This is a genomic window from Burkholderia sp. AU18528, from assembly GCF_002223215.2.
Taxonomy (GTDB): Bacteria; Pseudomonadota; Gammaproteobacteria; order Burkholderiales; family Burkholderiaceae; genus Burkholderia; species Burkholderia semiarida.
In genome coordinates, this window is the sequence record NZ_NKFC02000006.1 from 2,041,080 (window position 1) to 2,056,746 (window position 15,667).

General features: G+C 68.3%; 10 protein-coding genes. 8 read left to right on the forward strand and 2 right to left on the reverse strand.

Annotated elements, in window-relative coordinates:
- Window positions 1-236: 236 nt before the first annotated feature.
- Window positions 237-1,214 carry an alpha/beta fold hydrolase gene (locus tag CFB52_RS26015; protein ID WP_257220634.1) on the forward strand — a complete coding sequence of 326 codons (978 nt, stop codon included), beginning with the start codon at window positions 237-239 and terminating at the stop codon, window positions 1,212-1,214.
- A gap of 38 nt (window positions 1,215-1,252) precedes the next feature.
- On the opposite strand, the gene CFB52_RS26020 is transcribed toward CFB52_RS26015, so the two are convergent.
- Window positions 1,253-3,574 carry a TonB-dependent receptor gene (locus CFB52_RS26020; RefSeq protein WP_099317790.1) on the reverse strand — a complete coding sequence of 774 codons (2,322 nt, stop codon included), beginning with the start codon at window positions 3,572-3,574 and terminating at the stop codon, window positions 1,253-1,255.
- 432 nt (window positions 3,575-4,006) lie between these two features.
- On the opposite strand from CFB52_RS26020, the gene CFB52_RS26025 reads away from it, so the two are divergent.
- The 7 genes from CFB52_RS26025 (at window position 4,007) to CFB52_RS26055 (ending at window position 14,446) form a co-directional block, all read left to right on the forward strand.
- Window positions 4,007-5,728 carry a methanol/ethanol family PQQ-dependent dehydrogenase gene (locus tag CFB52_RS26025; protein ID WP_059583265.1) on the forward strand — a complete coding sequence of 574 codons (1,722 nt, stop codon included), beginning with the start codon at window positions 4,007-4,009 and terminating at the stop codon, window positions 5,726-5,728.
- Between the two features lie 80 nt (window positions 5,729-5,808).
- Window positions 5,809-7,011, forward strand: a complete 1,203-nt coding sequence (locus CFB52_RS26030) for a c-type cytochrome (protein ID WP_099317791.1) — start codon at window positions 5,809-5,811, stop codon at window positions 7,009-7,011.
- Window positions 7,012-7,108: 97 nt separating this feature from the next.
- Window positions 7,109-7,423, forward strand: coding sequence for a high-potential iron-sulfur protein (locus CFB52_RS26035; RefSeq protein WP_059583268.1), 315 nt, complete (start codon window positions 7,109-7,111; stop codon window positions 7,421-7,423).
- Complete coding sequence (locus CFB52_RS26040) at window positions 7,407-9,287, forward strand: sigma-70 family RNA polymerase sigma factor (RefSeq protein ID WP_099317792.1); 1,881 nt, start codon at window positions 7,407-7,409, stop codon at window positions 9,285-9,287. Before CFB52_RS26035 ends, CFB52_RS26040 begins: the two co-directional genes overlap by 17 nt.
- Window positions 9,288-9,537: 250 nt before the next feature.
- Complete coding sequence (gene acs / locus CFB52_RS26045; RefSeq protein WP_060968616.1) at window positions 9,538-11,520, forward strand: acetate--CoA ligase; 1,983 nt, start codon at window positions 9,538-9,540, stop codon at window positions 11,518-11,520.
- Window positions 11,521-11,732: 212 nt separating this feature from the next.
- Window positions 11,733-12,803 carry a porin gene (locus tag CFB52_RS26050; protein ID WP_099317793.1) on the forward strand — a complete coding sequence of 357 codons (1,071 nt, stop codon included), beginning with the start codon at window positions 11,733-11,735 and terminating at the stop codon, window positions 12,801-12,803.
- 236 nt (window positions 12,804-13,039) lie between these two features.
- Window positions 13,040-14,446 (forward strand): methyl-accepting chemotaxis protein, encoded by a 1,407-nt coding sequence (locus CFB52_RS26055; protein WP_059575353.1) that lies wholly within the window; start codon window positions 13,040-13,042, stop codon window positions 14,444-14,446.
- Window positions 14,447-14,510: 64 nt separating this feature from the next.
- Here CFB52_RS26055 and CFB52_RS26060 read toward each other — a convergent pair whose 3' ends face one another.
- Window positions 14,511-15,323: a hypothetical protein gene (locus CFB52_RS26060; protein WP_099317794.1), complete on the reverse strand. Its 813-nt coding sequence runs from the start codon at window positions 15,321-15,323 to the stop codon at window positions 14,511-14,513.
- Between the last annotated feature and the right edge of the window lie 344 nt (window positions 15,324-15,667).

The window sequence follows — 15,667 nt, forward strand, 5'->3', positions numbered from 1 at the left end:
AATCGCCCGGGCGCGGTGGCGCGCATCGCGTCGCGCGACGGCCTGTCTGCGTGATACCGCGATTTCCCGGCGCGTGACTACCCGTGCGAATCCGGATCTTCGCGGCTGGCGCGCTTCTCGCTTTGTCGCAGGGCGGGCCGGGCGACCGTCCGGCCGCCGACGATTACGCCTCCCGATTCCGCCCGAACCCTATCGACATGACGCGTCGCCCGATTCAATCCACGCCGCCGCCCGCCATGCGGGTCTTGCCCGACACGCCGGCGCCGCCGCCCACGCCCGTTCGCCGACGCCTGCGCCGCGATGCGCAATCGATCGCCTTCACCGTGGCCGGCGCCGCGCGCGGCCATCCGGTCGTCGTGCTGCACGGCGGCCCCGGCAGCGGCAGCCAGGCCGGCATCCTGCGGCTGTTCGACCTCACCCGCGTGCGCGTCGTGCTCGTCGACCAGCGCGGCGCGGGCGCGTCGACACCGCGCGGCGGCACGCGTCACAACGACACCGCGCGGCTGATCGCGGATCTCGAGGCGGTGCGCGAACAGCTCGGCGTGACACGCTGGGGCGTCGTCGGCGGATCGTGGGGCGCCGCGCTCGCACTCGCGTATGCGGGCACGCATCCGGAACGGGTGACGGGCGTCGTGCTGCGCGGCCTGTTCCTGACGTCGCGCCGCGAAGTCCGCGGGCTCTTCATGACGTCCCGCACGCGTGCCCCGCGCGAATGGCGGCGCCTCAATGCAGCGGCCGGGGGTGGCCGGCCGGATCGCCTGCTGTCGCGCTGCGCGCAGCGATTGCGCCACGGCGCGAGCGCGGCCCGGCAGCGCGCGGTGGCGCTCGCGTGGCACGCATACGAAAGCGCGATCCTCGCATCGGCACGCACGCGCCGCTCGCCCATGCGCGCGATCCGTTCGAACGAGACCGTCCGCCGGCTGATCGACAAATACCGGATCCAGGCGCACTACCTGCAACACGATTGCTGGCTCGGCGAGCGCCGCGTGCTCGCGCTCGCGCGACGGGCCGCACGGGCCCACGTGCCGCTGTTCGCCGCGCACGGGATACACGATCCCGTTTGCCCGGTCGGCAACGTCGAGCGCCTCGCGCGAGCCGTGCCCGAAGCGCGAATCGAATGCGTGAAGGCCGGGCATCTGGCAAGCGAGCCGGCGCTGGCGCGCAGCATCGCACGCGCGGTGAACGCACTGTTCGCGACAGCGCCGTTCACGTGACGGCCCGCGCGCGTTGGTGTCATGACGCGGCGACACGCTCAATCCCACGCATAACGCGCGCCGACCCACGCGCCGCGCGGTGCGCCCGGCCCGACGAACGGTTCGTTCACCGGGTTGGCGCCGTCAAACGTGTGGTTCGGTCCGTTGAAGAAATTCTGGCCGAGTACGCCGAAGCTCGCGTAGCGCTTGTCGAGCAGGTTCGTCACGCTCGCGAATACCTCGAACCGCTTCGTGACCCGGTAACGCATGTCGAGATCGACGAGCACGTAGCCCGCGATCCTGCCGTTCACGTCGCCGTTGTTCTCGTCGCCGCGCGCGTACACGCCGCTGCGCCACGTGACGTTCGCGCCGATGTCCCATGCAGGCGTTGCCGCATAGTCGAGCCGCAACTTCACCGTATGCGCGGGAATGCCGGGGATGCGGTCGCCCGGCTTGACCGTCACGTTGCCGTTCGCGTCGGCCGCCGAATTCGCCGGGCTGTGTTCCGTCCACGACGAACGGTAGGTCGCATCGACATGGCTGTACGACAGCCCGACACCGAGCGGGCCGAGCCGCGTGCGGCCGGCGAGCTCGATACCCTGCCGCCGCGTATCGCCGACGTTGCGGAAATAGCCCTGCGCGCTGGCCGGGCTGCTGATGAACTGGATGTCGTCGGTCAATGTCGTGCGATAGGCCGCGGCGCTCCAGGTCGTCGCGGCGCCGATGCGCCCGCGCACGCCGGCCTCGAACGTCCTTGAGATCACGGGTTTGAGCGCCGGGTCGGCGATGAAGTCGTTCGGCAGCGAACACGGCGCCGCCGGGTCCGCGCACGCGAGTTCGATCGCGGTCGGCGAACGCATGCCTTCGTTGTACGTCGCATACGCGGTAAAACCCGGAACCGGGTTCCAGTTGAGCCCGACCGCCGGGTTGAAGCGCGAGAACACGTGGTTGCCGTCGAGCAGCGGCTGCACGCCGCTCTCGTCGCCGATCTGCGCTTTCGACCAGTCGTAGCGGCCCGACAGCGTGAGCGTCCAGTGCGGCGTCAGCGACAGCGCGTCGCTCAGGTACACGCCGAAATTCGTGTTGCGCGTCTTGGCGCGGGTCTGCTGCACGAAATCGCCGATGCCGAGCGCCGCGCGCGCATCGGTGAAAGACGCGTCCTGCGACGACGCGACGTAGCTCGAGTTCGCGATATCGGCCGAGACGCCCGCGACCAGCCGGTTCGCCATCCCGCCGAGCTTGCCGAGCAGCGTGAGCTGCACGCTGCCGCCGTAGCTGTCGGTGACGATCGTCGATTGCGCGTTGCTGCCCTGCACCGTGTCGACCGTACCGTCCTCGTCCACCGATCCGTAATCCGTATTGTTGTTGCTGCTCGTGTTCGTGTTGCGCAGGTGCCGGTAGTACGCGTTGCCGCTCAATTCGACGTTTTCCCCGAAGAAGCGGTCGCCCGACAGCGTCAGGTAGCCGGCGCTGTTGCGGTTCCGGTCCGGATACGTATACGCCTGCTTGCGGTTGTCGAGGAACGAGCGCGGGATCGTCTGGGAGCCGGACAGCGTGTTGTCCGCGCCGCCCGCCGCGATCGACAGCGTCGTGTCCGCATCGGTGTAGCGCAGCTTGCCGAACGCCTGCCGCACGCGGCTCGCGTTATGGTCGGCCCAGCCGCCGTCGTTCGCGACGTTCGCGGTCGCGTAGTAGTCGAGGTTCGGGCCGATCGTGCCGCCCTGCTCGACGCTGGCGCTCTTGCGGCCCCACGCACCGCCCGACACCTCCGCTTCGCCGCCCGGATTCGACCTGCCGTCCTTCGTCGTGATCGCGAGCGCACCGCCGAGCGTGTTGAGCCCGTACACCGGATTGGAGCCCGGAATCAATTGCACGCGGTCGATCGCCTGCATGGGCAGGATGTCCCAGTTCACGACGTCGCCGAACGGCTCGTTCACGCGCACGCCGTCGACGAACACCGACAGCCCCTGCGGCGTGCCGAGCAGCGGCGACGCGGTGAAGCCGCGATAGTTGACGTCCGTCTGATACGGGTTGCCCTGCGCATCCGAGATCGTTACGCTCGGCAGGTTCGCCGCGAAGAAATCGGCGAGCGTCGCGCGGTGCTGCGCGTCGAGTTCCGCCGCACGCACCGTCTGCACGTTCGCCGGCACCTTCGACAGCGGCGTGCCGATCCCGAGCAGCGGCGTGGTGCCGACGACGACCACCGCGGGCAGCACGACGTCCGGCTCGAGCGCGGCCCCGTCCGCCTGCGGCTGCGCGCACACGCTGCCGGCCGGCAAGCCGACCAGCGCGAGCGCGCCGAGGGCCGTGCCGACGCATCGCGCACGCCGGCCGCGCCGCATCGCGGCGTCGCGCGCGGCGGCCTTTGGTCTCCTGATCATCTACGTTGTCTCCGCATTCATGTTCCGACGGCGCGTGCGAGGCATCGCGCGGCGACGGGTTGTCGCGAAGCCGGCGTGCGAGAACCGTGCCAGCGCCGCGAGCACGCGTGGCGCGCGCTGCGCCGCACATCGCGTCGGTACCCAATGTGGGCGACCGACTCGCCGCTGTTGCGCGGGCTGCGCCACCTGTCATGTTTGGCAACACTTCGCGCGCGACGGTGTACCTGAATGCAACACCTGCGTCGACGCGATGGCGCGAACCGCCCGTGCGTGCTTCCCCTGCGATACGCCGGTATGCCGCGTCATACCGGCATGCGACACCGATGGCATGCGACTTGCGTAACGGACAGTGCACTCGGCCCGGAAACCCCAACCGTGCCGGCGCGACGAATCGTTCGCGGCGGTGCGACCACAATGACTCAGGAGACAACCATGAAGAAACTCTCGGCTTCAGCGAGCCGGCTGGCGACGATCGGCATCGCGGCGGCGGCGGCCGTCGCGCTGAACCCCGGCCTCGTCGAAGCGGCCGCGGACTACCCGGCCGTGACCTACCAGCGCCTGACCGATGCGCACGGCGATCCGGGCTGGCTGACCTACTACCGCACCTACGACGGCCGCTCGCACTCGCCGCTCAAGCAGATCGACACGTCGAACGCGAAGGATCTCAAGCAGGTGTGGGCGTACAAGTTCCCCGCCGACCTGAAGCAGGGCTTCGAGGCCACGCCGATCGTCAACGGCAACTATCTGTTCGTGACGACGCCGAAGGACAACGTCTACGCGTTCGATGCGAAAACCGGCAAGCAGCTGTGGAAATACGAGCCGAAGCTCGGCGCGGCCTCGTTCAAGACCGCGTGCTGCGACGTAGTGAACCGCGGCGTCGCGCTGTACGGCAAGAACGTCTATATCGCGATGCTGAACGGCGAAGTCGCGGCGCTCGACGCGCAGACCGGCAATCTCGTGTGGAAGAAGCAGATGTTCGAGCCGGGCCTCGGCTACGCGTTCTCGCTCGCGCCGCTCGCGATCGACGGCGCGATCGTCGTCGGCACGTCCGGCGGCGAATACGGCATTCGCGGCTACATCGCCGCGCTGAATCCGGAGGACGGCTCGCAGGTCTGGAAACGCTACACGATCCCCGCCGCCGGCGAAAAGGGCGCGGAAACCTGGCCCGACGGCATGCAAAGCCATGGCGGCGGCGCCGCGTGGCTCACCGGCACGTACGACGCCGCGTCCCGCACGCTGTACTGGGGCGTCGGCAACCCCGGCCCGTGGCTCGCCGCGCTGCGTCCCGGCGACAACCTGTATTCCGACTCGCTGCTGGCGCTCGATGCGAAGAGCGGCAACCTGAAGTGGCACTACCAGTACACGAACAACGACACGTGGGACTACGACGGCGTGAACGCGGCCGTCCTCGCGGACATCAAGTACAAGGGCAAGGACTACGACGCGATCATCCACGCGGACCGCAACGGCTTCTTCCATGCGATCGACCGCACGACCGGCAAGCTGATCTACGCGACGCCGTTCGTGAAGGCGCTGTCGGTCACCGGCTACACGGCCGACGGCAAGCCGATCCAGGACGCATCGAAGTTCCCGAAGGCCGGCACGACGATCGAGACGTGCCCGAGCTTCCTCGGCGGCAAGAACTGGTGGTCGATCTCGTACGACCAGGAACGCAACATCGCGGTCGTGCCCGCGCTGCATGCGTGCATGAGCCTGACCGGCAAGTCGGTCAGCTACATGGAAGGCCTGCCGTATCTCGGCGAAGGCTTCGAGATCAAGCCCGAACCGGGCAGCGAAGGCTACGGCGAACTGACGGCCATCGACGTGAACACCGGCAAGAAGCTGTGGAGCCACTGGTCGAAGAAGCCGTGGAACGGCGGCGTCGCGACCACGGCGAGCGGCCTCGCGTTCAGCGGCTCGCTCGACGGCCACCTGTACGCGTTCGATACGGCGACCGGCAAGGTGCTGTGGGAAAGCCCGCAACTGGCGAGCGGCATCATTTCCCAACCGTCGGTGTACGAAGTCGACGGCAAGGAATATGTCGCCGTGCTCGCCGGCTATGGCGGCGCGAACCCGATCTGGGGCGGCCCGATGGCCGACATCGCGAAGGACGTTCCGCGCGGCGGCACGCTGTACGTGTTCGCGCTGAACTGAACACGCGCCACGCCCGAGTCGCGCCCGCATGCGCCCGATGCGGGCGCGACGTCCCACCTGCTTCAACCGGACATACGATCATGAATACTCGCCTCACTTCCGTTACCGTCGCCAGTCTGCTCGCCGTGGGCGTGGCGCTGACACCGGCAGCCGCGTCGGCCGGCGTGCGCGTCTGCACGCTGCCCGGCAGCCCGACCACCGCGCTCGACCGCTCCGTTGCGCGCGAAGTGTTCCGCGCCGCGGGCATCGCCGCGACCTTCAACAAACACGGCGTGGACGACAACGGCGACGACGACGGCATCTCCGCCAGCGAGCTGACGAAATCGCTCGAACGCGACTGCGACGTGATCGCCGGCTTCCCGCGTTCGGCGATCGCCGATGCGTCGGGATCCAGGATGACGTTCTCGCAGGGCTATCTGCGCTCCGGCTACGTCAGCGTGTCGCTGCGCGACGCGCCAGCGCCGACCGGCGCCAAGGAAACGATCGCGGCCACGTACGGCAGCCCGTCGCAACTGATCGCCGCGCAGCAGACCAACGCCCGCTTCGACCTCGAGAACACCAGCGAGAAAACGATCGGCGCGCTCGCCGCGGGCCGTGCACAGCGCGCGATCGTCTGGTATCCGAGCGTCGTCGCGTACGAGCGAGCCCATCCGAAACAACGGTTCCAGGTCGCGGCGACGTCGTCGCCGTACTCCGACTGGCAACTGTCGTTCGCGTTCGGGCCGGGCAAGGATGCGCTGCAAAAGCGCATCGACGCCACGCTGTCGCAGATGAGCGGCAACGGTCGTCTCGCGTCGCTCACGCGCGGCTGGACGCTGCCCGACGGCATCGCGCAAGCCGCCACGCGCGTGCCCGGCCGGTTTCTCGACGGCGCGCTCGCGTCCGCACAGCGGCCGGCAAGGAGCGGCTTCATCAAGGTGTCGACGAGCGAAGGCGGCGGCGTCCCGTCGTTCGATCAGGCGCAGGTGCAGCACGGCAAGAAGCTCTACGGCGATGCGTGCGCGAAATGCCACGGCGATCAGCTCGAGGGCAATACCGCGCCCGCGCTGAGCGGAGAATCGTTCGCGCCCGAGGGCAAGTCGCATATCACGGTCGGCGGCATCTTCCTGTACATGTCGAGCAACATGCCCGCCGATCGCCCCGGCAAGATGACCGCACAGGAGTACGAGGACCTGATGGCGTTCCTGCTTTACTCGAACGGCTACGACGCGTCGAAGAGCAAGCTGACCGCCGAGATCGCCAACGCATCGAAGGCGCCGCTCATCGCCGGACCGCGCAAGTAATCCGCCCGCCCACCTTCGTTTCGATCGACCGCCGCGCCGGGCAGTTTGCCCGGCGCGCGAGCCCGACTTTTCTTTTCATTTCATTCAGGATCCCATCATGATCTCCCGTCATCGCAGAACCTTCTTCGTTCAGGCCGCCGGCCTGTGCGCCGCGCTCGCGGCCGGCCCCCGTGCATTCGCGGCCGCCCCGCCCGTCGACGAAAACGATGCGACGGCGAAGACGCTCGGCTACCGCGCCAAGGCGGCCGCCGTCGACGCAGGCAAGTTCCCGAAGTATCAGGCTGGCCAGACGTGTTCGAACTGCCGCTTCTACAAGGCTGCCGCGGGCGAATCCTTCGGTACGTGCCCGATGTTCGCGGGCAAGACGGTTGCCGCCGAAGGCTGGTGCAACGTCTATGCAAAGCTCGCCTGACGCCGGGCCCGCTCGCGAGCGCGACGGCGTGTCGCGTCGCGGCGCGGCCCCCGATCGCGCCGCGCATCTGCATGCGCTGATCGCGCTGGGCATCGATCGCGGCTACGTGACGCACGGTGAAATCGCCGACGCGCTGCCCGACGATGCCGCCGACGGCGCGGATTTCGACGCAGCGGCGTCGATGCTGCGCGAGTTCGGCATCGACGTACGCGAGCATGCCGGCGCGCGCACCGCGTGGACGCTCGACGGCCATTTTGCGCAGGTGACGGAAGTCGCGTCGACGCTGGCCGACGCGTCGACGCCGCTCGCGGCCGACGACCTGCTCGCGGGCCGGACCAACGACCCGGTCCGGCTCTATCTGCGGGAAATGAGCGCGACGCCGTTGCTCGAACGCGACGAGGAAATCGCGCTCGCGCTTCGTCTGGAAAGCGGCCGCGCCGCATGCGTCGACGCATTGAGCCGCGATCCGGCGGCACTCGCCGCCGTCGCGGCGATCGCGGACGACGTCCGCGCCGGCAAGGTGGCGGCATCGGCTTACGTGACGGGGTTCGCCGGTGAAGCCGAGCCGCCCGCGAATGCGGCGACGATGTCGTCCGACGAGCCGATCATGGCACCGCCCGCGCCCGACGACGACGCCGGTCTTTCCCTCGACAGCCCGGCGTGGCGCGATACGGTCGTCGGGGCGCTCGAGCGTGCCGGTGCGTTGGCATCGGCGATGCAGCACGCATTGCGAGCGGACGGTTTCGAGTCGGCGACTTACCGCGCGCTGCTGCGCGACGCTGCCGCGTTGACCGGCAGCATCCGCTTCACCTCGCGCGCGATCGAACGCATCGGACAGACGAACCGCGAGCGCGCGACGCAAGCCCGCACGTTCGAAAAACGGCTCGTCGACACGCTGGCCGCCGCGGGCATACGCGTCGATTCCACGCGCCACGATCTATTCACGCGGTGCGACGACGTACGCGCGTGGCTACACGCATACAGCGCCGCGCACCCCGATTGCGCGCCGGCCCTCGCCCGCCACGCGCCGGCGTTGATCGACGCGCGCACCGCGCTCGCGCGCCTGGCCGCCGAGTCTCCGCTGCCGCTCGACATCGCGATTGCGCTCGATGCGCGGCTCTCGCGTATCGAGCGTGCGATGCAACCCGCGAGAACGAAGCTGTTCCAGAGCAATCTACGGCTCGTCGTGTCGGTCGCCAAGCGCTATGCCGATCGCGGCCTGCCGTTCCCCGATCTGATCCAGGAAGGCAATATCGGCCTGATGAAGGCCGTCGATCGCTACGACCACCGGCGCGGCTTCAAATTCTCGACGTATGCGACATGGTGGATCCGGCAGGCGATCACGCATGCGCTCGCCGATCTGGGGCGCACGATACGCGTACCCGCGCATACGGTCGATACGCTCAACAAGTTGTCGCGGCTCGCGCGAATCCACCGGCAACGGACTGGCGACGTCGCCGACGCGCGGGTGCTCTCCACGCAGATGCGGCTGCCGGTCGACAAGGTGCGCGAGCTGATGAGCATCGTGCGCGAGCCGATCTCCGCCGATTTGCCGGTTTCGCCCGATCACGATCTGACGCTGTGCGACGTCACGATCGACCCCGACGCGCCGACGCCCGAAGAAGCGGCGAGCGCCGGTCAGTTGCGCACGGCGGTCGCCGAACTGATCGACCGCCTCCCCGCACGCGAAGCGTGGATTCTCCGCCTGAGGTACGGCATCGATGTCGACAACGAGTATTCGCTGCGCGAGATCGGCCGGCAACTGAACCTGTCGGCCGAGCGCGTCCGCCAGCTCGAGGTAGCGGCGCTCGAACGCATCCGGCAATTCCGGCACGCGCCGGCGCTGCGTTCACTGCTCGCCTGACACGGCCATGCCGGGGCGACCGCCTGCCGGCTCGCCCATCCACTGCTCAGGACTGCAACACGACTTGCTGCATTTCTGAACGCCGCGCCGCCTCGCGCCGTCATTCGCAACACCGCAGGGCCGATCGGATCGGGCGCCACCCGCCCGACTGCCGCGGTTTTCGCCGCAGTCGCGCCCCGGTCGCGCAACTGGCATGCATGTTGCGTTTTCTCGGGCGCAGCAGGAATCACACGAACGCATGGAGACACGCTTGTCCAAGATCGAATCGGTTCTTCACGAAACCCGTCAGTTCGCGCCGCCCGCGGCGCTCGAGAAGACGGCGACCATTTCCGGCATGCCGGCCTATCGCGCGCTCGTCGCCGAGGCCGAGCAGGATTACGAAGGCTTCTGGGCGCGGCTCGCGCGCGAGGGCCTCACGTGGCACAAGCCGTTCACCAAGGTGCTCGACGAGCGTAACGCGCCGTTCTACACATGGTTCGACGACGGCGAGCTCAACGCGTCGTACAACTGTCTCGACCGTCACGTCGAAGCGGGCCACGGCGAGCGCGTCGCGGTGATCTTCGAGGCCGACGACGGCACCGTCACCCGCGTCACCTATGCGGACCTCCTCGCACGCGTGTCGCGCTTCGCCAATGCGCTGAAGAAACGCGGGATCGGCAAGGGCGATCGCGTCGTCATCTACATCCCGATGTCGATCGAAGGCATCGTCGCGATGCAGGCCTGCGCGCGTATCGGCGCGACGCACTCGGTCGTGTTCGGCGGCTTCTCCGCGAAATCGCTCAACGAGCGGCTCGTCGACGTCGGCGCCGTGGCACTCATCACCGCCGACGAACAGGCGCGCGGCGGCAAGACGCTGCCGCTCAAGAGCATCGCCGACGAGGCGATCGCGCTGGGCGGCTGCGAAGCGGTCAAGAGCGTGATCGTCTATCGCCGCACCGGCGGCAAGATCGACTGGCATGCGGGCCGCGACCTGTGGATGCACGAGCTGACCGACGGCGAATCCGACCGCTGCGAGCCGACCTGGGTCGGCGCCGAGCATCCGCTGTTCATCCTGTATACGTCGGGCTCGACCGGCAAGCCGAAGGGCGTGCAGCACAGCACGGGCGGCTACCTGCTGTGGGCCGCGCAGACGATGAAGTGGACCTTCGACTGGAAACCCGACGACGTGTTCTGGTGCACGGCCGACATCGGCTGGGTCACGGGCCATACGTACATCACGTACGGGCCGCTCGCGTGCGGCGGCACGCAGGTCGTGTTCGAGGGCGTGCCGACGTATCCGGACGCCGGGCGCTTCTGGAAGATGATCGGCGACCACAAGGTGACCGTGTTCTACACCGCGCCGACCGCGATCCGTTCGCTGATCAAGGCGGCCGAAGCCGACGACAAGGTTCATCCGAAGAGCTATGACCTGTCGAGCCTGCGCATCATCGGCACGGTCGGCGAGCCGATCAATCCGGAAGCGTGGATGTGGTATCACAAGCACGTCGGCCACGAGCGCTGCCCGATCGTCGATACGTGGTGGCAGACCGAAACCGGCGGCCACATGATCACGCCGCTGCCGGGCGCGACGCCGACCGTGCCGGGTTCGTGCACGCTGCCGTTGCCGGGCATCATGGCCGCGGTGGTCGACGAGACCGGCCAGGACGTGCCGAACGGGCAAGGCGGGATTCTCGTCGTCAAGCGCCCGTGGCCCGCGATGATCCGCACGATCTGGGGCGACCCGGAGCGCTTCAAGAAGAGTTATTACCCGGAAGAACTCGGCGGCACGCTCTATCTGGCTGGCGACGGCACCGTGCGCGACAAGGAGACCGGCTACTTCACGATCATGGGCCGGATCGACGACGTGCTGAACGTGTCGGGCCACCGGCTCGGCACGATGGAGATCGAATCGGCGCTGGTGTCGCACGAACTCGTGGCGGAGGCGGCGGTGGTCGGCCGCCCGGACGACACGACGGGCGAGGCGGTCGTGGCGTTCGTGGTGCTGAAGCGTTCGCGCCCGGAAGGCGACGAAGCCGCGGCGCTCGCGAAGGCGCTGCGCGACTGGGTCGGCAAGCAGATCGGGCCGATCGCGAAGCCGAAGGACATCCGCTTCGGCGACAACCTGCCGAAGACGCGCTCGGGCAAGATCATGCGGCGCCTCTTGCGCTCGCTCGCGAAGGGCGAGGCGATCACGCAGGATACGTCCACGCTCGAGAATCCGGCCATCCTCGAGCAGTTGAACCGCTCGATGTGACATCGCCCGCCACGGCGGGCGTATCGCTTCAACGCGGCGCCGCGGCACGGCCGCGATCCCGTTTCCCACGCCGGGCTCGCGGCCGCCTTCGCGCCGGCGACAGGCATCGCCGTGCGTTCCCCGACGGTACGGCATGCAGGCGGCTCGCATCGCTTTCGCCGCCTTTTCAATTAGTTGTACGTATTACAACACTCACAAAACGGAGACAGACGATGAAGAGCAGGACATGGACGATTTGCGCGGCGCTGTTCGGTGCGGCCACCAGCACGAGCAGTTTCGCGCAGAGCAGCGTCACGCTGTACGGCGACCTCGACGCCGCGTTGCTCTATACGAGTCGATCGCTCGATTCGGCAACCGGCGGCAACGCCGGACGTCAATTCGCGCTGACCGACACGGGCATGACGCCGACCAACTTCGGCATCACGGGTACCGAGGATCTCGGCGGCGGGCTGCACGCGAGATTCAAGCTGGAGAGCGGCTTCAACATCACGGACGGCGCGTTCGGCCATTCGAACGGCAACTTCTTCGGCCGCCAGGCGTGGGTCGGGATCGACGGCGGCTTCGGCGAAACGAAGGTCGGCCTGCAGTTCTCGCCATTCGTGCTCGCGATACTCGGATCGGATCCGCGCAACGTCTCGCACTTCGGCGCCGCGCTGGTGCCGTACGTCGACAACGTACTCGTCACGGGCCTCTTCAACCCGAACGCGATTTCGTACACGAGCCCGACGATCGCCGGGCTGACGGCCAGCGCGATGTTCGGCTTCGGCGGCAAGGCCGGCGACTTCCAGGCGGGACGCCAGTATTCCGGCAGCCTCACCTATACGAACGGCGGCTTCATGCTCAACGCGGCGCTCTACGACGGCAACGGCGGCACGTCCCCGACGCCGGTGCCGAGCACGGTCGCGTTCGTCGGCCGCACGATCGGCGCCGCCTACACGTTCGGGCCGGTGACCGGCAAGGCGTCGTTCACGAGCTACAAGGTCGCCGGCTCGTTCAGCAACAACGTATACAGCGCCGGCCTCGACTATCGCGTCACGCCGGCGCTCGACCTGAACACCGGCGCGTGGTACACGACCGACCGCAACGATTCGCACAATCATTCGCTGCTTGCCGCGGTCGGCGCCGACTACAGCCTGTCGAAACGAACGGGCCTGTATGCGCAGGTCGGCGTGGTCAACAACCACGGCGCGATGAACACGGGCCTCGGCATCACGGGCGGCGCGTTGTATGGGTTGCCCGGCACGACGGTCGGCGTCAACGCCGGCATCCACCACGTGTTCTGACGCAACGTCTGTACACGGGCGGCCGCCGCGCGCCGCCCGTTCGGCGCCGGATCTCGGCGCGGCCGCGACGGCAACGCGGCGCAAACGCGTCCTGGACGGCGCCCGCCCGGCCGTCCCGCATGCCGATCTCGATGTTTACCCGGCCTCAAGTCCGCGGCCGTGCTGCCGTCAAGTCAGGAACGCACGCCCAAATCCGCCGGGAGCCCGGCGCGCATGCCTCAAGGAGACCCACCAACGTGAACTTCTTCGGAATCGGCCGCGGCCGCCGTTCGTCGCGCGCGCTCGTCGGCGACATCGCCGAGCAGGCTGGCCGGCTCGGCATCGAGATCTGCGACGTATCGGGCCACGTCGAGGAAGTCGCGGCCCGCGTCGCCCGGCAGGCGGAGGTCTGCCACACGCTGCGCGAATCGGCCGCCCTCACGCTGCGCGGCAACCACCGGATCGCCGAGGCCGCGCAGCAGGTGCGCGACGTCAGCGCCAACGCATCGAACGCGGTCCGGCAGTCGCAGCAGACGATCGAGGCGTCGCTCGCCGACATTCACGGCCTCGTCGAGGGCGTCACCACGATCAGCGACCAGATGGGCGCGCTGCGCGACGCGCTCGATCACGTGCGGGCCGTCTCCGAGGAGATCTCGGTGATCGCCCGACAGACTCACCTGCTCGCGCTGAACGCCGCGATCGAGGCCGCGCGCGCCGGCGAATCCGGCCGCAGCTTCGCGGTCGTCGCGGCCGAGGTCAAGAACCTGTCCGCGAAGACCGGGCAGGCCACGGCCCAGATCGAGACGACGCTCGCGCGGCTCGCCGAGCAGACCGAGCACCTGCTCGCGGAAGGCACCGACAACGCCGCCCGCGCGCACCGCGTGCGCGAGGGCACCCGCACGATCGGCGAGGTCGTGCACGCGACCGGGCACGCGATCACCGAGCTCGCGGGCGAAGCCGAACAGATCGCATCGCTGACGGACGAGATCGAGGCACAGTGCCACCGTCTCGACGAGCAGGTGGGCGAGATGGCGTCCGGCGTCGAGAACTCGGCCGACAATTTCTCGCAGGCCAAGGACCGGCTCGGCAACCTGCTCTCCGTTTCCGAAACGCTGATCGAGCTCACGGCCGCGACCGGCATCGAATCGCCCGACACGCGCCTGATCGACACCGCGCGGAGCACGGCCGCCGCGATCAGCAAGCTCTTCGAGGACGCGGTCGGCCGCGGCGATATCGCGCTCGACGCGCTCTTCGACACGCACTACGAACCGATTCCGGGTACCGACCCGCAGCAGTTCATGACGCGCTTCACGGCGTTCACCGATCGCGTGCTGCCGGCCATCCAGGAACCGGTGCTCGATCTCGACGAACGGATCGTCTACTGCGCGAGCTTCGACCGGCAGTGCTACCTGCCGACCCACAACCGGAAGTTTTCGCTGCCCCAGCGCGCGGACGCCGCCTGGAACGCGGCGAACTCGCGGAACCGCCGGATCTACACGGACCGGACGGCGCGCATGTCCGTGTCGCACGACAAGCCGTTCCTGTTGCAGACCTATCGGCGCGACATGGGCAACGGCCAGTTCGCGCTGATGAAGGACGTGTCCGCGCCGATCGTCGTCGGCGGACGGCCATGGGGCGTCCTGCGGATCGGCTACAGCGTCTGAACCGGCGCGGGCCGGCCGACACGCTGCGCGACGAGTAGCCGCGAGCGGCTCGATTGGCGCGGCGTTACGCGATCTCGTGGAAACCGACGCTGTTGCCGCCGTCCGGCGCGTAGGCGGCGAGCACGTCGAAGCCGACGTTGACGAGTTCCGCGCGCATCCCGTAGGACTTCTTGCCGGATGAGTCGACGAAGATCGCCGCGCCCGACGACAACTGGCGCGCGGTATTCAGCAGCGCGAGCGTGCCGCGCGCGGTGCCGGCCGACGGCTCGATCCGCAGCGTCGTGCCGTCCTGCGTGGTGAAGTGCCCGCCCGGCGGCACGGGCGGCGGATTGTCCGCGACCGACCGGTTGAGCAGGCTCATGAAATGAAAGCGCGCATCGGCGCCCTGACTGGCCGCCGCGCGCTCGCTGTCCGCGAACGTGTCGCCGCGCACGGCCGCGCCTTGCGCGGCGATATCGACCGCCTGCTCGTGAAAATCGCGCGTCGCGAGCACGAGGCCGGCGTTCGCGTTCAGCGTCGATTCGACCCACGCGCGATCGCTGTCGGTCAGCGTCTTCGATACGACCTTGATCCGGCCGTCGTCGGTCACGAAGTCGAATGGCGCGTCGGCCAGATCGGGGCGCTTCGCGACGATGTCCTGCAGGCTCGTCGCGAGCGCGTCGGTGACGCCGCGCAGCTTCATCGTCAGGTCGCCCACCATCGACAACTGTTTCGCCAGCGCCGCCTGCATCGCCTGCGGATCGACTGCCCGGACGCCGATCGGCTCGTCTGGCGACGCGCCGGACGCGGTCGTGTCCGATGCCTGGCGCCCGTCGAGCACCGCCTGCGCCATTTGCGCGAGCGACAGGTCGCCCGCCGCCGTGACTGGAATCGTCATTGCCCTCTCTCTCTCGTTTTCAGCCTGTTTTTTGCTGTTTACGGACGGATTCCATGGAAGTTGAGGTCGCCGGCCACACGCATACAGAAACTTTGTTTGACTTAAGCTAAAAAAGTTTGACACGCGCATTTCACTGAGATAACTTTTGCGCAAGCTTCCGGAAAGCAATCCCGGCCAACAGCGTGCCGGATCGCGTCGCGCTTTCCTGCCGTTGCAGCACCGCCGTTCGCGACATTTCCGCCTCTTCGCATCGTGCCGTTCCGTTTCATCCGAAACCTGAAGGGAGCTCGGGCATGCTTCTGTTTGATTCGCACTCCTGCTTTCGTATCGAACCGCCGCACTGA